The 18075-nt window shown below is 72.4% G+C and carries 10 protein-coding genes and 1 pseudogene; 3 read left to right on the forward strand and 8 right to left on the reverse strand.

Annotated elements, in window-relative coordinates:
- Positions 1-67: 67 nt before the first annotated feature.
- Positions 68-3805 (reverse strand): serine/threonine-protein kinase, encoded by a 3738-nt coding sequence (locus WME79_RS20050; RefSeq protein ID WP_437538249.1) that lies wholly within the window; start codon positions 3803-3805, stop codon positions 68-70.
- A 13-nt stretch (positions 3806-3818) separates the two neighbouring features.
- On the opposite strand from WME79_RS20050, the gene WME79_RS20055 reads away from it, so the two are divergent.
- Positions 3819-3974 (forward strand): hypothetical protein, encoded by a 156-nt coding sequence (locus tag WME79_RS20055; RefSeq protein WP_437538251.1) that lies wholly within the window; start codon positions 3819-3821, stop codon positions 3972-3974.
- 122 nt (positions 3975-4096) lie between these two features.
- Here WME79_RS20055 and WME79_RS20060 read toward each other — a convergent pair whose 3' ends face one another.
- Positions 4097-5764: a hypothetical protein gene (locus WME79_RS20060; RefSeq protein ID WP_437538253.1), complete on the reverse strand. Its 1668-nt coding sequence runs from the start codon at positions 5762-5764 to the stop codon at positions 4097-4099.
- Positions 5761-6891 carry a multiheme c-type cytochrome gene (locus WME79_RS20065; RefSeq protein ID WP_437538255.1) on the reverse strand — a complete coding sequence of 377 codons (1131 nt, stop codon included), beginning with the start codon at positions 6889-6891 and terminating at the stop codon, positions 5761-5763. Before WME79_RS20065 ends, WME79_RS20060 begins: the two co-directional genes overlap by 4 nt.
- A gap of 166 nt (positions 6892-7057) precedes the next feature.
- On the opposite strand from WME79_RS20065, the gene WME79_RS20070 reads away from it, so the two are divergent.
- Entirely contained in the window at positions 7058-10489 is a 3432-nt protein-coding gene (locus WME79_RS20070; protein ID WP_437538256.1) for a tetratricopeptide repeat protein, read from the forward strand.
- A 1058-nt stretch (positions 10490-11547) separates the two neighbouring features.
- A complete protein-coding gene (locus tag WME79_RS20075; protein ID WP_437538257.1) occupies positions 11548-12816 on the forward strand; it encodes a DNRLRE domain-containing protein in 1269 nt (422 codons plus the stop codon).
- Here the strand turns inward: WME79_RS20075 and WME79_RS20080 are convergent.
- The 5 genes and pseudogenes from WME79_RS20080 to WME79_RS20100 form a co-directional block, all read right to left on the reverse strand.
- Positions 12801-13892, reverse strand: coding sequence for an ABC transporter permease (locus tag WME79_RS20080; RefSeq protein ID WP_437538258.1), 1092 nt, complete (start codon positions 13890-13892; stop codon positions 12801-12803). The genes WME79_RS20075 and WME79_RS20080 overlap by 16 nt on opposite strands.
- Positions 13893-13956: 64 nt before the next feature.
- On the reverse strand, positions 13957-15042 hold the full coding sequence (locus WME79_RS20085; RefSeq protein ID WP_437538259.1) for an ABC transporter permease: 1086 nt from the start codon (positions 15040-15042) through the stop codon (positions 13957-13959).
- Positions 15039-15956: an ATP-binding cassette domain-containing protein gene (locus WME79_RS20090; RefSeq protein ID WP_437539889.1), complete on the reverse strand. Its 918-nt coding sequence runs from the start codon at positions 15954-15956 to the stop codon at positions 15039-15041. The genes WME79_RS20085 and WME79_RS20090 overlap by 4 nt, the downstream gene beginning before the upstream one ends.
- 174 nt (positions 15957-16130) lie before the next feature.
- Positions 16131-16607 (reverse strand): annotated as a pseudogene (locus WME79_RS20095) (ATP-binding cassette domain-containing protein); the annotation flags it as partial.
- A gap of 83 nt (positions 16608-16690) precedes the next feature.
- On the reverse strand, positions 16691-17992 hold the full coding sequence (locus tag WME79_RS20100) for a BMP family lipoprotein (RefSeq protein WP_437538260.1): 1302 nt from the start codon (positions 17990-17992) through the stop codon (positions 16691-16693).
- Between the last annotated feature and the right edge of the window lie 83 nt (positions 17993-18075).

Here is an 18075-nt window from a genome sequence, read left to right on the forward strand (position 1 = left end):
GCTCCTCCTCTCGCTCGCAGGCCCGCAGCATAGGCCGAACGGAGGGGCAGCGGGCGCGCTCGCTGCGTCAGAGGTAACCGTGCTCCCGGGCGGAGGCGACGAGCGCCGCGAGGGCAGCCCGGCTCAGCTCGGGCGGCCCGCCGCCGCGGGCCACGGCGACCACCTGATCGAGCCGCTCATCGAGCGCGCCCGGGAAGCGGTACTGCTTCACGTCGTGGAGCGCCTCGGCCTGCTCCACGGCCGCGGCGAGGCGATCGCGATCGAGGTGCACCGCGAGGAGCACGAGGCGCGCTGTCCACTCGAACGGGAACGGCGTCGCCAGCTCCGTCCAGGAGTGCAGGGCCGCCTCGGCGCGGCGCACGATCTCCTCCTCGGGCTCCCCCTCGGACCACGCGCACCAGGCCAGGTGGGCCTCGGCGGCCCCCATGTAGTCGCGCATGTGCCCCAGCGCGGCGACCTCCAGGCTCCGCAGCGCCATGGACCGCACCTCCGCGCGCTGGCGGCGCAGCCGGCGGATCATCGTCCTGTAGGTGAGCGCGCGCGACTGCACGATCACGTTGCCCATCCGCTCCGCGGCGCTCAGCGAGCTCACGAAGTAGGCCTCGGCGGTGTCGAGCGCGCCGTGCCAGAGATTGACGAAGCCGCCCGAGAAGTGCGCGGACGCGATGAGCTGCGGATCGCCCGTGGCCTCGCTGGCCGCGATGTACGAGCGGACGTGCCGCACGGCGAGCTCCGAGACCTGGTACCGCTCGCTGCGGATCTGCATCAGCATGAGGCCGTAGAAGAACTGCGCCTGCCGGACGGGCCCCGCGTACCGCTCGACCATCGGCTGGATCGCCTCCACCTGCGCCCTCAGCGCGTCGAGCTGACCCATGAAGTAGTAGACCTCGAGCCGGTCGATCTTCGCCTGCATCCACTCGTGCCACCACGCCTCGGAGCGGCTCGCGGTGGGCTCGTCGGGGCCGAGGCTCGCGTCGGCCTCGGCGTAGGCGGCGAGCGCCTGCCCGTGCTGGAGGTGCGTCGCCCAGGTCTTGCCGCGCTTGCGGTGCAGCCGGGCTCGGTCCACCCGCGCGGCCGAGTCGAGCCGCGAGAGCGCCTCGACGTAGGCGCGCCGCGCGTCGTCCTGCTTGCCCGTGATGGCGAGCACGTCGCCGATCCGCTCCTCGAGGGCCGCGCGCCGCGCGTCGTCGTCGACGCCCGGCGCTCCCGGCGCCTCTGCGCTCCGGCTCACCTCGGCGATCGCCGCGCGGTAGAGCGCGATCGCGTCGCTGTTCGCGTAGACGGAGCGCGCGCGATCGCCGGCCTCCGTCAGGTGCGCGATCGCCTTGTCGTGCACCCCGGCCCTCGAGAAGTGGTGCGCGAGCACCGGGGCGCGGTCGGCGGCGCCCTCGGAGAGGGTCGCCTCGATCCGCTCGGCGGCGCGCCGGTGCAGCTCGCGCAGGCGCCCGTCCGGGATCTGCTTGTAGGCAATCTCCCGGATCTTGTCGTGAACGAAGCGGAGCCGCCCCTCGCCGGCCTCCTCGAAGATCTGGCGCACGCGGAGCTCCCGGAGCGCCTCCATCCACGCTTCCTCGCCGATGCCGGCCGTGCCGAGGAGCAGCGCGCCGTCGAGCTCGCGGCCGAGCACCGCGGCGATCTGCACGAGCTCCGCGCTGGCCGGGTGCAAGGCGAGCAGGCGCCGCCGGATCAGGCTCTCGAGCGAGCGCGGCATCGGCATCGCCATCGCCTGCTCGAGCGCCTCCGTCTGCCACGCGCCCGTCGCGTCGCGGGCGAGGAGCCCCGCGTCGATCGCCATGTGCAGGTACTCGGCGATGAAGAACGGATTGCCGGCCGAGTGCCGGAACAGCAGCTCGTCGAAGTGCCTCGGCGACTCGGGCAGCGCGAGCATCTCGCGGGCCATGGCGCCGGCGCTCGCCTGGGAGAGCCGGCCGAGCTCCACGCCGACGACCTCCGGGGCGCGCGCGATCGCGTCGAGCTCGGGGCGCAGCTCGTCCATCCTGTAGGCGCCGAGGACGAGCACGCCTGCGGCCTTCAGGGAGCCGGGGGACAGCTCGGCCAGGAGGCCGAGCGACAGCTCGTCGGCCCATTGCAGATCGTCGAGCAGGAGGAGGAGCGGCGCGGCCTCGGCGATGGCGAACAGGACCTCGCGCATGCACCGGAAGAGCCGCGCGCGCGCGGCCTGCGCGGGGAGCGGCGGCAGCGGCGGGCGCTGCACGGCGTAGGGGAGGTCGGCGAGGGATGCCTCGTAGGGCTCGAGCACCTTGCCGCGCTCGCCGAAGATGCGCTCGGTCTCCGCTGTCCCGAGGGCGCGGCAGCGATCGGCGGCCTCGGTCAGGCACGACCGGAACAGGTGCAGCGGCGCGGCCTTGACGGCGCCGTCGTCGGCGCCGATCGCCACGCAGCGCCCGGTCATCACGGCGGCGCCGCGCGCCTTGGCGTCGCGCGCGACCTCCATGATGAGGCGCGTCTTGCCGGCGCCGCTCTCGCCGCCCACGAGCACCTTGCCTCCGCGCCGCCTGTCGACGAGCGCGTCGACCTCCCGCCCCAGGCGGCGCAGCGTCGCGTCGCGCCCGGTCAGCTGGGGCCGGTACAGGTACGGCGATGGCCGGGGCAGCGGCGCCGGATCGTGCGGGTCGGCGCCGAGCGCCTCGAGCGCGCGCGCCACGTCTTCCGCGTAGCCCAGCCGGTCGCGTGGCTCCTTCGCGAGCAGCCGCAGGACGAGCGCGTCGAGCTCCGGCGGGACATGGGGCGCGAGCGTGGAGGGGGGCTGCGGCGCGGCCTTGAGGTGGTACCGGCCGAGCTCCGAGTCGGGGATCCCAGGGAACGGCGTGGTGCCGGTGAGGCACTGGTAGAGGATGCAGCCGAGCGCGTAGAGATCGGAGCGCGCGTCGGTCAGCTTGCCCAGGATCTGCTCGGGCGCCATGTACGCGAGCGTCCCCATGACCTCCCGGTCGACCGCGAGCTCCTCGCGGCCCTCTGCGCCGCCGAAGCTCCCGGCGATGCCGAGATCCACGAGGACGGGCAGGTCGCCGTCGCGCAGGAAGACGTTGGCCGGCTTGAGATCGCGGTGCACGAGCCCCTGGCCGTGGAGGTACGCGAGGGGCGCGCAGAGCCGGCGGAGCAGCGTGAGCATGGGGCGGATCGCGTCGCGCGGCGCCAGCGAGCGCGGGGCGGCGCTCGCGGGCTGCGAACCGGGCGCGCTCACCGGCGCCGTCTCGGCGGATCGCACCTCGTGCCAGAGCTCCTGGATGCAGGTCTGGAGGGTGCGGCCTTCGAGGAGCTCCATGGCGTACCAGGGCAGCCCCTCCGAGACGCCCTGGTCCACGATCCGCACGATGCCGGGGTGGCTGAGGCGGCCCAGCGCGTAGATCTCGCGCCGGATGCTCGCGATGGTGAGCTCACTCGCGCTGAAGATGGTCTTGATCGCGGCCGTCTGGCCGGTCTCTGCGTGCCTGCCGCGGTAGACGACGCCCATCCCTCCTTGCCCGAGCTTCCCGAGCAGCCGGTAAGGGCCGAACTGCGTGCTCGGCGCGGCCTTGGAGCTCGGCGGGGCGTGGCCTGCGAAGCGGGTCGCTCCGTCCGCCGAGGCGGGCGAGCGCGTCTCGGCGGCGACCGCGATGCGCACGCGGCGGACGGTGCTCTGATCGCTCGCGGCGCCGGTGGTGTCCTGACGGTGCTCCTCCCCGGGCGCACCGGCGTGGCCTGTCGCAGGCGCGGTGTCCTGCTGCCTGGGCGGCGGCGGCGTACGGCTCACCCTCTCCTCGTCCCCGCCGGGCGACGGTGGCTGCTGCTTGGGGTCGACCATGGGATCAGGTCCGATGAGACGCGTCGGACACGTCGTGGATCCGCCTCGGGTGCCGTCCGGCGCGATGGTACACGAGGGCCGTCCGGTGTCGCTAGGCGTGAGCGCGCAGCGGGTGAAGCCGGAGGAGGCTGCGATGCGGGACGTGAAGGAGCTCGAAGCCCAGGGATGAGATGCTGCAGGAGCTGCTCGGCCCGCTGTCGATCGAACGGCGGCTGGCCGGGCTGATGCCGGGCTGATGCTGAAGAGCGATCGACCGGGCGGTGCGCTGCTCGAGCGGCGTTCGCCGCCCGTTCACGGCGCGCTCGCCAGCTTCACCTCGCGGAGGACCTCTGCAGGGCTGAAGCAGGCGACGGCGGGCGACGCCCCCTTGACACGCTCCCGCAGTCTCGCCGCGAGCGCCTCGGCGCGGGCCGCGTCCGGCGCGCTCGCGCCCAGCATGCGCTGGCCGCGATGGCTGTACTCGATGAAGCGGTATTTCGAGCCGTCGGTCCACCCCGAGAGCGCGTCCCGCGTCGCGGGATAGTCGTAGTCCACGGGCGCTGACTTGCTGACGGCGAAGAGGATCACGAACGGCGACGCGCAGCTCGAGGAGAGCGCGGCCGGCGCTGCGCTCGCGGCCCCCGCGTCCGGCGTCCCGGCGTCCGGCGCCGTCGGGGCGCCCGCGTCGGGACCTCCCGCGCCCAGCTCCTCCGAGGGAAAGGAGAGCTTGCCTGGACGAGACGACAGGATCACGGAGCGCACATTGGACGTCGTGCCCGCGAGGTACACCACGTCGGCGCTCGCAGCGGCCATCCCTGTGGGCGAGAGCCCCTGGCCCTTGGGGAACGTCGCGCGCGTATAGACGCCCTCCTTGTTCCGGCGGAACAGCTCTACCCCGTCGCCTTCGCCGAGCAGGATCCAGAGCGCGCCATCGGCGGTCGCGAGCGAGGCGTCCGTGACCGGCCTGTTCGAGGGGAGCGAGAGCGGCACGGCGGTCGCGCCGGCCTCCGCCACGTCGATGCGCGCGAGGGCGCTCGCCGCCTCGAAGCGCGCGACGACGTAGCGATCGCGCTCGGTCGCGAGCACCATGGCGCGGAGCAGCTTGCCGTCCCAGGCGGGCAGGGGGATCACCGTGGAGTCGGCGCGACCGGGCGCCCAGCGCTCGACCGCGAGCCGGTCGCTTTGGTCGCAATCGCGGCCGACCACGAGCACCTCGCCGTCCGGCAGGGCCGTCATCGCCTCGGCCTGGACGCGGACGGGGCACTTCGCTCCCGCGGCCCGCCGCGGCAGATCTGCCCCGCCGGGCTGGGCGAGCGAGAACTGGTCGCCCGACAGCACGAGCGTGCGGCCCTGCGTCCAGGCCGTGGCCGCGACGGGGAGCGGCGACTCGACGAACCGGTCGCCCTGCTTCCGGTAGAGCGCGCTGGCGAAGTTGTTCAGGCGCGCCCCGTCCGAGAACAGCCCGCCCACGCGGATCCACACGTCGGAGGGCCATCGGCCGACGATGGATACGATGTCGACGTCCGAGGCCATGAAAGGCAGCTCCGACGTGGAGGCGCTGAGGCGCAGGCGATCCGGCGGGATGCCGTCTTCCTCCGTCAGCTTGCCGTCCGCGAGCGCGTAGATCGTGGTGCCATGGGACGTGACGAGCACGCGATCGCGCAGCGGGTGGAGATAGAACGGGCGGGGCACATCGGACGGCAGCTGATTCCAGGGAACGATCTCGGCGACCTCTCGGACGTCCTCGGCGACGACGTGCAGCGCGACGGTGGTGCCGGCGATGTGCGCGGGCGGCGGCGCAGCGAGCGGGGCTGAGCCAGGCTCCGACGACGCCGGAGGGGATGCCGACGCGGTCTGTGCCGGGGGCGGCGCGGCCGACGGCGCTGGCGAGGCAGGATCGCGGTGCGCCTCGCTGTCGCCCCGCTTGCACGCCGCGAGGGCGAGCGGGAGGAGGAGGACCGGCAGGGCGAGCTTCTTCATGGGGTGTCCCTCGGCAAGCTACCGCGAACGAGCGAGACTTCGCTCTCGATGATCGCGTCTTCCTCGCGGCCGTCGCTCGCGTGCGCGACGCGCTGATAGACGACCTCGTACTGGATGGGGAGCTGCGCTGCCGCGGGTCCGAGCTCCAGCTCGACGACGACCGGCGCCCCGGCGAGCCCGGGTGCACCAGGGCGATCGTCGGACGCCGTGGTGCGCGCGCGGGCGCCGAGCGGTCCGGGCGTCTCTGCGAAGCGGCGCGCGAGGAAGCGGCGCGCTGACGCGATGACGGCGTAGTCCTCCCCGAGGACCTCGGCGCGCACCTCCAGGCGCCGGAAGAGGTCGCCGGTGGGGAAGGCATGGCCCACATGCGCAGTGCGGAGCGTGAGGCGCGCGGCGGTCGGCGAGGCGCGCTCGGCCTGCACGCGGAGCGCGCGCCGCGCGGCCTCTGGGTCGCGCGACGCCGCGAACGCGTGAGAGCGGTGAGCCGAGGGCCCGTGTCCGGCGAGCGGCATATGGCAGCGCGCGCAGGGCACGTCGGCGTAGGCCGACGCGGCGTGTTCGGTCAGCGTGAGCTGCATCGGCTCTGGCGCGCGGCGGGAAGCGTGGTCTGGAAAGGCGAACTCGTGGCACCCTCCGCACGCCGCGGCCGACGCGAAGCGCGGATCGCGCAGCACCGGGTGGGGAACAGACGGGGAAGCCGGGGAGGGGGAGCCGTCGTCTCCATCGACCAGCGCGGGAGCGGCCAGCGGCGCGCCGTCCACCACGTGGCAGGTGACGCACGCGACGCCGAGCTCGGCCCGCTCCGGTGGAGGTGGTCGTGAAGAGCGCGCCTCCGGTGCGTGGCAGCCGCGGCAGAACGGCAGCGGCTCCTTTGTGAGCGCCGCCTGGAAGGGCGCGTCGACGTAGGCGCGCTGGTGCTTCGACCCGCGCCACTCGCGCGCGATCTCCGCGTGGCACCGCTCGCAATCGCGGTTCACGGCGACGGGATCGAGGCTCCGGGGCGGCTCGGGTCCGGGCATGCGCGGCGCGGCGCTGCGGCTGCTCGTCGTGCTCGGCGCGAGCGTCAGGGCGGTGGCGAGGAGCAGCGCGGAGGGGAGCTTGGCCGGCAGGCGTCCCTCGTGGTCCATCGACCAAGACGTCTACTGCGGCCTCTTTGGCGCGGCGAGCGGAGTTGCTGCGCTGCAGCTGCCCGCTGACAGGCGACCGCCCATGGGATGCGGCGGGCATCGTGGGCTATCCAGCCCACCGCGACGTCGGTAAGCTCGGCGGAGCAGACTGCAGCCCTGGACGTGCATGGCGAAGCCGGTTCGTCTCTTCATCTCGTCTGTCCCGGAAGACGCCGCGCTACGTGCCGAGCTCGAGGCTCACCTGAAGCCGCTCGCGCGGCAGCGGCTGATCGAGGTCTGGCACGAGGGGAAGGTCGACCCTGGAGGACAGCCGGCGGCGCAGGTGCACGCGCACCTCGAGGCGACCGAGATCGTCGTGCTGCTGGTGACCCCTGCCTTCATCGCTTCGGACCGCCACATGCACGAGGAGGCCGCCCAAGCGCTCGCCCGGCGCACCGCGGGCGAGGTGGACGTCGTGCCGGTGCTCGTCCGGGACTGCGCCTGGGACTGGACCGAGTTCGGCAAGCTCGCCCCGCTGCCGAAGGAGGGGCCGATCGGTGGTGCTCCCGATCGGGACCGGGCGTGGACCGAGGTGGCGCGCGGCCTGCGTCGCGTGGTCGATGGTGTCATCGCGCGGCGCGCGGCCGCCGGAGGGCAACGCTCTCTCGCTGCAGGGCTGCCTCCCGAGGAGCGGTGCATCGGCAGGGGCGCCGTGGTGGATTCGCTCGCTGCAGCGCTCTCTCGTGAGCCGCCAGGGCGCGCGCTGCTCCTCGGCGCGGCCGGGATCGGCAAGAGCACCGTCAGCCTGGCGGTCCTGCACCGGCCCGAGATCCTGGCCCGCTTTGGGGAGCGGCGCTTTTTCGTGCGGCTCGATACTGCGCCGGACGCGGCGTCCGCCGCTGCATCGCTGGCCGACACGCTGCGCGTCGCGCCCGGGCCGAATCTGCAGCAGCGGGCGCTGTCGTTCCTCGCCGCGGGACCTGCGGTGATTGCGCTGGACAACCTGGAGACGCCCTGGAATGGCGACGACCAGGCCGGGACTGAGGCGCTGCTCGCGGAGCTCGCGGCGATACCGCAGCTGGCCCTCGTCGCCTCGGTGCGGGGCGCGGGCCGGCCGGGGCGCGTGGCCTGGAACTCGCCGGTAGAGCTCTGGCCGGTCGGGCCTGCCGAGGCCGAGGCGATGTTCTGCGCGATCGCGGGCGAGGAGCACCGGGGCAAGCCGGCGCTCTCTGCGCTCCTCGCCTTGCAGGAAGGCGTTCCGCTGGCGATCGAGCTGCTCGCGCACGCGGCGCAGGGCAACGATCTGGTCAACCTGAAGGAGGAGTGGGAGGCGCGCCGGACGGCGGTGCTGGAGCGCCAGGGCGGAGCGCGCGATCGGCTCCGGAGCTGGAATGCCTCGCTGGAGCTGTCGATCATGTCGCGGCAGATGACGGCCGGAGCGCGGCGGTTGCTCGCGGTGCTCGCGGTGCTCCCGGACGGCATCGCGCAGCGGGATCTCGCTGCGGTCCTGCCAGACGCCGGGCCGGCGGCGGCGCGCGTGCTGGCGCACGTGAGGCTGGCCTACTTCGAAGGTGGCCGGCTGAAGATGCTCTCGCCCGTACGCGCGTACGTGAAGGCAGCGCACCCGCCGGTTCCCGAGGATCTCGGGCAGGCGATGGCGCACTACGGGGAGCTGGCGCGCCAGTTCGGGCCGGTGCCGGGAAGACGCGGCGGCACCGAGGCCGCAGCGCGGCTCACGCCGGAGACGGCGAACCTGGATGCGGTGATCCGGCGCGGGCTGGACGGCGGCGAGGCCCTGCGCTGGATCGATATCGCGATGGCGCTGACCGAGTTCGCACGCTTCTCCGGGCACGCCGCGCCGTTGCCCCTCGGTCGGGCGCTGGAGGCGGCGCGGCGCGCCGGGGACACGCGGCGAGAATCGCTCTGCGCCCAGGGTCTTGGAGACATTGCGCTGGAGCGCTCGCAGCACGACGAGGCGAAGGCGCACTACCAACAAGCGCTGCCGCTCTACCGGCAGGTGGGGCATGTTCGTGGCGAGGCCGACTGCATCAAACGATTCGGCGACATCGCGCTGGAGCGTTCGCAGCACGACGAAGCGAGGGCGCGCTACCAGGAAGCACTGCCGCTCTACCAGAAGGAGGGGGATGCACTCGGCGAGGCCAACTGCATCGGGAGGCTTGGAGACATCGCGCTGAGGCGTTCGCAGCACGATGAAGCGAGAGAGCGCTACCAAAGAGCGCTGCCGCTCTACCGGCAGGTGGGGGATGTGCGCGGTGAGGCCAACTGCATCATGAGCCTTGGAGATATCGCGCTGAGGCGTTCGCAGCACGACGAAGCGAAGGCGTGCTACCAACAAGCGCTGCCGCTCTACCAGCAGGTGGGCGCTGTCCGCGGCGAGGCCAACTGTATTCTGCGCTCTGGAGACATCGCGCTCGGGCGTTCGCAGCACGACGAGGCGAGAGAGCGCTACCAAAGGGCGCTACCCCTCTACCAGCGGGTGGGGGATGTCCTCGGTGAGGCCAACTGCATCAAGAGCCTAGGAGACATTGCTCTGAGATGTTCGCAGCACGACGAGGCGAGAGAGCGCTATCAAAGAGCGCTGCCGCTCTACCGGCAGGTGGGGGATGTCCTCGGTGAGGCCAACTGCATCGCCGGCCTTGGGGACATCGCTCTGAGACGTTCGCAGCACGATGAAGCGAGAGAGCGCTACCAAAGAGCGCTGCCGCTCTACCGGCAGGTGGGGGATGTCCTCGGCGAGGCCAACTGCATCGCCGGCCTTGGAGAGATCGCGCTCACGCGTTCGCAGCACGACGACGCGAGGGAGCTCTATCAGGAGGTGCTGCCCCTCTACCGACAGGTGGGGGATGTGCGCGGCGAGGCCAACTGCATCGCCGGCCTTGGAGACATCGCTCTGAGACGTTCGCAGCACGACGAGGCCACGACGCTCTACCGGGAAGCGCTGCCGCTCTACCGGCAGGCCGGGTCTGTGCTCGGCAAGGCCAACTGCATCAAGAGCCTTGGAGACGTCGCGCTCGCGCGTTCGCAGCACGACGACGCGAGAGAACTCTACCAGGAGGCGCTGCCGCTCTACCGGCAGGCGGGGAATGTCCTCGGTGAGGCCAACTGCATTTATTGCGTTGGAGACATCGCCCTGAGACGTTCTCAGCACGACGACGCGAGAGAGCGCTTCCAAGTCGCGCTGCCGCTCTACCGGCAGGTGGGGGATGTGCTCGGTGAGGCCAACTGCATCGCAGGCCTAGGAGAGATCGCGCTCGGGCGTTCGCCGCACGACGAGGCGAGAGAGCTCTATCAGGAGGCGCTGCCGCTCTACCGGCAGGTGGGGGATGTGCGCGGCGAGGCCAACTGCAGCCTGCGCCTTGGAGACATCGCGCGAGCCCACTGCGATGCCAGCGCGGCCAATGCTCGCTACGAGGAAGCTCTCGCTCTGTACCGGCGCATCCCGGAGCCCCTGTCCATCGGATGGACCCATCGCCGCCTCGCCGTCATCGCCTCCGACTCCGCCGCCCGGCGCCGACATCTCGAGGCTGCGCGCAGCGCATGGCAAAGCATCGATCGGGTCGACCTGATCAGCCGCCTGGACCAGGACTTCCCCTCGTGAGTTCGCGCGACATCGCGCGGTCCAACCTCGGGCACACCAGCAGGTGAACCGTCGCTTGCAGACCCTGGCAGTGCGCCGGCGACGCGGATACTTGGCCCCGCCTGTCCAGTCCGTTCGAGACATCGCCCGCCCTCTTGGACCTACGGCGCATCGAGATCCGCGCCGGCCCCCACACCGGGCTTGGCTCCGCCGTGCCCGGCGCCGTCCCCGCCGCCTTGCCCCGTGCCGCCGCCAGCCGCCAGGTTTCGATGGGCGCGAGCAGCCGCCGCACGATCTCCGCCTTCTCCGGATCCCGCTTGCTGATCTTGCCCGACAGACGGACCACCTAGGTCCGCAGCGCCTCGATCACTCCCCGGGGAATTTTCCTGACCGCGGCCTCGTCCCCAGCAAGGCCCTCGCGGCGGTCTCTACCTTCGTGCCCAGCGCCTGGGCGGACGGCGCGTCCAGCTTTGGGAACTGTACCAGAGCAATGGCGGTGAAGGTCCTTCTCCCGCCTGCCCCTCGTCCTCGCCAAATCTGGGCGAACGCAGATGTCCGCCCGATCGTAACGATATATCCCAGCCGCCGGTTGCGCGCCAGCGTCCTGGCCGTACCCGCGCCCCTGCCGCCTGTGGCGAAGCGCCGTAAGTAATCGTCAATGCCGCAAGCCGCCTGAACGCCCGCAACGTCCCATCGAAACCGGCACCACCACCGGCGTCACCACGAACGCGGGCGGCGATGGCGTCAAGGCGCTGCCCGACCGTCCGCCCCCGACGAGTTGACCGCCGGATGCGTACCCCGCGTCGCGTACCCCGCCGTTCACCCCACGGCGCGTGCCCTACCGTTCACTGCGCGTCGTGTACCCCGTTGTTCACTGCGCGTCGCGTATCCCGCTGTTCACTGCGCGTCGCGTACCCCGCCGTTCACCCCACGGCGCGTATCCCGCTGTTCACTGCGTATCGCGTATCCCGTCGTTCACGGCATGTCGCGGCGTCGTGCGACAGAGACACGCGCACCAGCGAACCAAAAACCGCTCAGGGTCATTGTATGTTGTCTAAACTAAGAATATAAGAAGAATCATGCGATACTTCCATACGAGCGCTGCCAGCGCTTGCCTCTCACTCCTCGTGCTCGCAGGGATCCCCGGGACGGCGTTCGGGGCACCGACCGCGATCACGTTCACCATCAACCACGCCGATTGCGGCGCCGGCGCGTTCTCGCTGTACCTGAATGGGGTCCACCTCGACACGGTCGCGAGCACCAACGGCTGCGATTGCAATTCAGAGACGCTCCAGGTGACGTTCACCGAGCCCGACGTCCTCGCCCTCTACAATCCCGCAGCGTGCAATGATCTCCAGGTCGATGTCGTCAACGGCGGGTCGACGGCCGTCGGCTTCGCCCGCGTCTACGTCGAGGCGACCGAAGGCGCGTCGCTCCTCTGCCTGTACGATGCGGTCTCCGGCCCCATCCCCTGCGCGGATCGCGACGTCTGCGACGGCTACGAGCTCGGGCTGTCATCGCTCACGAGCGACGACGACGACGACATCGCGCCGGGCCTGGGCGCGGGCTGCGACAACTGCGCCAACCACGACAACCCGGACCAGGCCGACGCGGACGGAGACGGGATCGGCGACGCCTGCGATCCGTGCCCGCTCGGCGATGTCGACGGCGACACGTTCTGCGATGCAACCGACAACTGCGCCACCGTCGCCAACTGGGACCAGACCGACAGCGATCTCGACGGGATCGGCGACGCCTGCGACAACTGCCCCGCTGCCGCGAATCCAGACCAGCTCGACAGCGATGCTGACGGCCTCGGGGACGCATGCAAAGACGTATGCGTCACCCTGCAGCGAGGCGCCTTCGGCGCGGTCGAGGACGCCGATATCTGGGAAGCCTTCCCCCGCTACAGCGACGGCCACATCCCTTACAACTACTCGGGCGACTCCCACGGCGCGCGCAAGCAGGCGCTCTTCCGGTTCGGGCTCGACAGCATCCCCGCCGGGGCCACGGTCACCTCGGCAGAGTTCGGCGTCGTCGCTTTCGGTACCAGCGACGAGACCGTCCGCGCTCACCGGATCACCGTGCCGTGGAGCGAAGACAAAGTGACCTGGCAGAGCTTCGCCGCGAGCTACGACAAGGCCACCGCGGCGGAGCTCACCTATGTCAGCGCCTATGCCATGAGCGCCGATCTGACCGGGCTCGTCCAGGCGTGGGTCGACGGCACGACCCCGAACTACGGCTTCCTCGTCGAGGAGGGGACAGAGGGGCGCACGTCGTACCGCTCGAGCGATCACCCCCTCCAGAGCGACCGCCCCTGGCTCGAGGTCTGTTATCTCGCCCGCTGATCCATCCCGCGCCGCCGCGCCTCCGCCCCATCACCCACACCACACAGCCGCTCCTCGGCGCTCTGATCCACGCCGCGCGGCCGCTCCTCCGCCCCGTCGTCCGCCGGGTAGGGCTGCCCGAGCGCCGCGGGAGGCGTCGCGTCGAACGCGCGCAGGAGCGGGCGGCGCGCGGCGCTGGGCAGCAGCGCGGAGGCGCGCTCCAAGAGCCCGCTCGAGGTGAGCCCGAGGACCGCGATCATCAGCGCGAACGGCGCCACGCTGAAGACCTGCGTCGGCACCGATGGGAGCGCGCTCTGGCCGAGGCTCGCCGCCGACGAGAGCACGCCGAAGAGGTACGCGCCGAGCGCCGCCCGCACCGGGTGGAAGCCGCCGAAGATCACGATCGCCAGCGCGATCCAGCCGTAACCCGCCGTGTGGCGGTGGCTCCAGCCCGCCTTGAAATCGAGCGAGTACGCCGCGCCGGCGATGCCCACCAGCGCCCCGCCCACGAGCGTCGCCGCCGTGCGCACCCGCGTCACATGCGCCCCGCGCGCGTGCGCCGCCGCCGGCTGCTCGCCCACCGCGCGGAGGAGGAGCCCCGCGCGCGTGCGATAAAGGAAGAGCCACGCGCAGGCGACGAGGACGTAGCTGCCGTACACCAGGGGATCGCTCTGGAACAGCAACGGCCCCACGAGCGGCACGTCCCGCAGCACCGGGATCGACGCCGCCGGCACCGTCGGCCCGGGGACGCGCACGTACGGGCCGCCGAGCACCGACGAGAGATCCGCGCAGAGCATCGCCAGGACGAAGCCGATCGCGATCTGGGAACGGCCGAGGTAGATCCCGCCGATCGCCACGACGAGCGCGACGAGCGCCCCGGTCGCGGCCGCGGCGGCGAAGCCGGCGAGGACGCTCCCGGTCGACAGGGCGGCCGCGAAGCCGACCATCGCCGAGAGCATCATCGCGCCCTCGGCCGAGAGGTTGATGACCCCGGCCCGCTCGGTCAGCGTCTCGCCGACCGCCGCGTAGACGAGCGGCGTCGACGCCGCGAGCGCGGTCGCGAGCAGCGAGAGGAGCTCGGCACCGCCGCCGCTCATGCGGACTGCTCCTCCCATTGGAGGCGTCCTTCCATCAGGTCTTCCTCCATCGGGCCTCGTCCCATCAGACCACCTCCCGCCGGCCGCCGCCGCGCGCCACCCGCGGGGACAGGAGCGCGAACAGGACGAGCGCGCCCTGGAGCACGCCCGCCAGCGAGGACTCCAGCCCGAGCGTCATCGGGAGCTCCAGGCTGCCGACGTTGAGCGCGCTGAAGAACAGGGCGATCGGCGCGACGAGCGCGGCGCGCCGCCCGGCGAGCATCACCACGAGCAGCGAGAGGAAGCCGAGGTTGCTCGAGATGCTCGGGATGAGCCGGTGGTACGTGCCGAGCACCTGCAGCGCGCCGGCGATGCCGGCGAGCGCGCCAGAGACCGCGAACGCGAGGAGCACCTGCCGCGCGGCGAGCACGCCGAGCACCTCCGCGGCCGGCGGGCTCAGCCCCACCGCCCGCAGCCGGAGCCCGAGGTGGGTCCGCCCGAGCACGACGGCGGTCCCGAGGAGCGAGAGGACCCCGAGCAGGAGCGCGACGGGGCTGAGATCGGTGCCGCCCAGCGTGGAGAGCCAGAGCGCGCCGTCGAGCGGCTCGGTGCCGGCCATGGACGCGACGCCAGGGCGCTTCCACGGGCCGAAGACGAGGTACAGGACCAGCCCCTGGGCCACGAAGTTCATGCCGAGGCCCGCGAAGATCTCGCTCACCCGGACGCGCGTGTGCAGCGCGCCCGTCAGCGCACCCCAGAGCACCCCGCCGAGCGCGCCCGCGCCGACGCAGAGCGCGACAACGGCCCCCGCCGGAAGGTGCGGCCACAGGGCGCGCGCCGCGCCCGTGGCGCAGACGGCGCCGAGGACGAGCTGCCCCTCGACGCCGAGGTGGTACAGGCCGGCGCGGAACGTGAAAAGCAGGCCGCTCCCGCAGAGGAGCAGCGGCGCCAGCGTGGCGAGCACCCGCGCGGCGCGATCCGTGGAGCCGAACGCGCCCTGCCACAGGCCCGCGGCCACCGCCGCCGGCGAGGCGCCGAGGAGCGCGCAGAGGCCCGCCACGAGCGCGAACGCCAGGGCGAGCGGGGCGAGGCGAAGGAGGAGGGATACAGCCCCGCGGCGCGGCGCGCGGTGCGCAGCGGGCTCGCCTGGGGCGCTCGGCTCGGAGCTCATCGGTCGGACCCCGCAGGCGCCGGAGGCGGCGCAGGTGCAGCAAGCGCCGAGGGCAGGGCGGCGTCGTCGAGCTCGCCGCCGATCATCCGCCCGAGCCGGTCCAGCGTGAGGTCGGCGATGCCGACGGGCGGCGAGACGCGCCCGCCGCTGAACACGAGGATACGGTCGCTGTAGCGCATCAGCTCGTCGAGGTCGGACGACGCGAACAGGAGCGCCGCGCCGGCACGGCACCGCGCGAGGAGCTGCTCCCAGACCCAGCGCGCCGACGCGATGTCGAGCCCCCGGGTCGGCTGCTCCAGGAGGAGCAGCGCGAGGTCCGCGGGGAGGAGCGCGAGCTGGGTGCGCTGCTGGTTGCCGCCGGAGAGCCGCTCGACGGGCGTGTCGGGCCGGCCCCGGATCCGGAGCGCCTCGATCGCCCGCTCGGCGGCGCGCCGGATCTCCTGCGGGCGCAGGAAGAGCCCAGGCCGCGGCGCGCGCAGCGCGACGTGCTCCTCGATGGAGAGGCCCGCGATGAGGCCCTCGCGGCGGCGATCCGCGGGCAGGTAGCCCACGCCGGCGCGCAGGAAGGCCGGGTAAGGGCGGCCGGTCAGGTCGGCCCCGCCCACGACGACACGGCCCCGCCGCGCCCGGAGCAGCCCCGCGCAGGCGCGCAGCAGGAGGCGCTGGCCGCTCCCCTCGAGGCCCGCGAGCCCGATCACCTCGCCGCGGCGGACGGCGAGGCGGGCGATGCGCACGTCGAGCCGGTGATCGCCGAACGCCACACCCTCGAGGGCGAGCGCCTCGCCGCCGCTCGGCTCGGGGAGGCGCTCCAGGGGCGCGAGCGCCGCGCCGCCGCCCGCCTCGGGGGACCGCTCCTGAGACGCAAGCGCCTCGCCGAACATCAGCGCGACGAGGCGATCGGCCCCGGCTGGCATCTCTGCCTCTCCCGCCACCTTGCCGTGCCGCAGCACCGTCACGCGATCGCAGAGCGCCTCGACGTCCGAGAGCTTGTGCGACACGAGGACGATCGCCTTGCCGTCCGCCTTGAGCCGCCGCAGCGCGGAGAACAGGGCCTCCTGCTGCGTCCCGGAGATCCCCGTCGTGGGCTCGTCCAGGAGGAGCGCGCGGACGCCCAGCGAGAGGAGCCGCAAGAGCTCGATCTGCTGGCGCTCCCCGAGGGTGAGCCGGGCGACGTGCTCGTCCGGGTCGACGGAGAAGCCGAAGCGCGCCGCGAGCGCGAGCAGCTCCTCGCGCGCCGCGCGCCGGGGGAGGAAGACGCCGGCCGCGCGGCTGCGGATCGGGAGCGGCGAGCGCGCGCCGCCGCCCGCGCCGGCCGCGTGGGGCCGGGCGACGAGGTAGCTCTCCAGGACGGTGAGCGGCGGGAAATCGAGCGGCTCCTGGTGGAGCACGCCGACGCCGGCGGCGAGCGCGTCCGCCGGGCTCGCGAGCGCCACCGGGCGGCCGTCGAACAGCAATCGGCCCGCGTCCGGCCGGAGGAGCCCGCCCAGGACGCGGAGGAGCGTGCTCTTGCCGGCGCCGTTCTCACCGAGCAGCCCGTGGACGGCGCCAGCCTGGATCGTCAGCGACACGTCGTCGTTGGCCTTGACCGGGCCGAACCGCTTCGCGACGCGCTCGATCTCGATCTGCATGGATCACCGCCCGGAGGCGGCTACTTGCTCGGCCCGGTGATCCCCCGGACCAGCTGCGGCAGATACCAGATCTGCTGGGGCGTCGCGGCCTCGCCGTCCTTCAGGAACTCGGTGCCGTCCTGGAACTTGAGCGGCCCCTTGAAGAGGTCGAGCCCGTTGGTCAGCTCGATGACGAACGCGCCGAGCGGCGCCTGCGCCTCTCCCAGCGCGGCGCCAGGCACGAAGCCGACGACCGACGACTCGCCATTCAGGTTGCGGAAGTCCGGCCCTTGCCAGACGAACTCGCTCGCGTACTTGCCCGCGCGCGCCTTCTCGAGGGCGTCGCGGTAGAGCGGCGCCCAGTTGTAGTACGCGACGCCGAGGCAGCTCTCCGGCGCCAGGTCGCAGCCGGCCCTGTGGTCGTAATGGACGTACTTGACCTTCTTGCCCGCGCCGCTCGCCTTCTTGGCCTGCAGCGCGGCCTCGGGCGTGTCGAGCCCGGTCATCAGCACGTCGAAGCCGCCGCCGATGAAGTCGTCGGACACCTTCGTGGGGTCGAGGGTGACGCCAGGGATGTTGAACCAGAAGCCGATCCACGTGACCTTGAACGTGAGCTCCTCCGGCTTCTTCTTCTGGTACTTCTCCCAGCAGTACCGCGCGCCGAGGTACGCCGCGGTGACCAGCCGGCGGGTCTCGTCGTTCACGAGCGGGCCGACAAATCCGATCTTGCCCGTCTCGGTGCCGAGCGCCGCGGCGCACCCGGCGATCTGCTGGGCCGTCTCGATACGCCCCATGAGGTTGCCCAGGTTGGGCTGGGGCTTGTGGTTCTTGCCCTCCTTCCAGGCGTAATCGCCGGAGACATGGATGACCGTGACCTCCGGGTGCTTGCGCGCGGTCTCGAGGGCGTCGTCCTTGTAATCGTCGGAGTTGTAGACGACGAACCGCGCGCCCCGCGAGATCAGATCGTCCGCGACCTGGGAACCCTTCACGTTCGGGCGGTCGGACGGGTTCACCTTGTCGACATACTCGAAGCCGACGTCCGGCATCTTGGCAAGGACCGACCGGATGCCGTCGTAATGGGCCTGGTTCCACCCTTTGTCGTTGTACGGGCCGACCAGCACCATGCCGACCTTGTATGCGGCGGTCGCCGCTGCGGGCGCAGCGCTCGCCGGCGCCGCGGCGCTGGGGCCGGCGGTCTTCTCCGGCGGCGGGCTCGTGCTCGTCGATGAGCCCTGGCACGCGCCGGCCAGCAGCGACAGCGCGATGGTGAGGACGGCGGGCAGGCGGACAGCAGGGCGTAGGACCGCGAGGGCCGCGGGCGACTTCGGCGGGCGAGGTGTCACCGAGGCATCGTGGGCGGGAATGTCGCAGGGTGTCAAGAACCGCCGAGACGGACGACGCCGAGCGCAGGTGTGCTGGGCGTCGT

Source organism: Sorangium sp. So ce726, from assembly GCF_051521405.1.
Classification (GTDB): domain Bacteria; phylum Myxococcota_A; class Polyangia; order Polyangiales; family Polyangiaceae; genus Sorangium.

Bases quoted from the DNA above. Each gene is read 5' to 3' on its own strand.
- WME79_RS20055 (WP_437538251.1), top strand. From the start codon at position 3,819: ATGAGACGCGTCGGACACGTCGTGGATCCGCCTCGGGTGCCGTCCGGC.
- WME79_RS20065 (WP_437538255.1), bottom strand. From the start codon at position 6,891: ATGGACCACGAGGGACGCCTGCCGGCCAAGCTCCCCTCCGCGCTGCTC.
- WME79_RS20075 (WP_437538257.1), top strand. From the start codon at position 11,548: ATGCGATACTTCCATACGAGCGCTGCCAGCGCTTGCCTCTCACTCCTC.
- WME79_RS20070 (WP_437538256.1), top strand. From the start codon at position 7,058: ATGGCGAAGCCGGTTCGTCTCTTCATCTCGTCTGTCCCGGAAGACGCC.
- WME79_RS20080 (WP_437538258.1), bottom strand. From the start codon at position 13,892: ATGAGCGGCGGCGGTGCCGAGCTCCTCTCGCTGCTCGCGACCGCGCTC.
- WME79_RS20050 (WP_437538249.1), bottom strand. From the start codon at position 3,805: ATGGTCGACCCCAAGCAGCAGCCACCGTCGCCCGGCGGGGACGAGGAG.
- WME79_RS20085 (WP_437538259.1), bottom strand. From the start codon at position 15,042: ATGAGCTCCGAGCCGAGCGCCCCAGGCGAGCCCGCTGCGCACCGCGCG.
- WME79_RS20060 (WP_437538253.1), bottom strand. From the start codon at position 5,764: ATGAAGAAGCTCGCCCTGCCGGTCCTCCTCCTCCCGCTCGCCCTCGCG.
- WME79_RS20090 (WP_437539889.1), bottom strand. From the start codon at position 15,956: ATGCCAGCCGGGGCCGATCGCCTCGTCGCGCTGATGTTCGGCGAGGCG.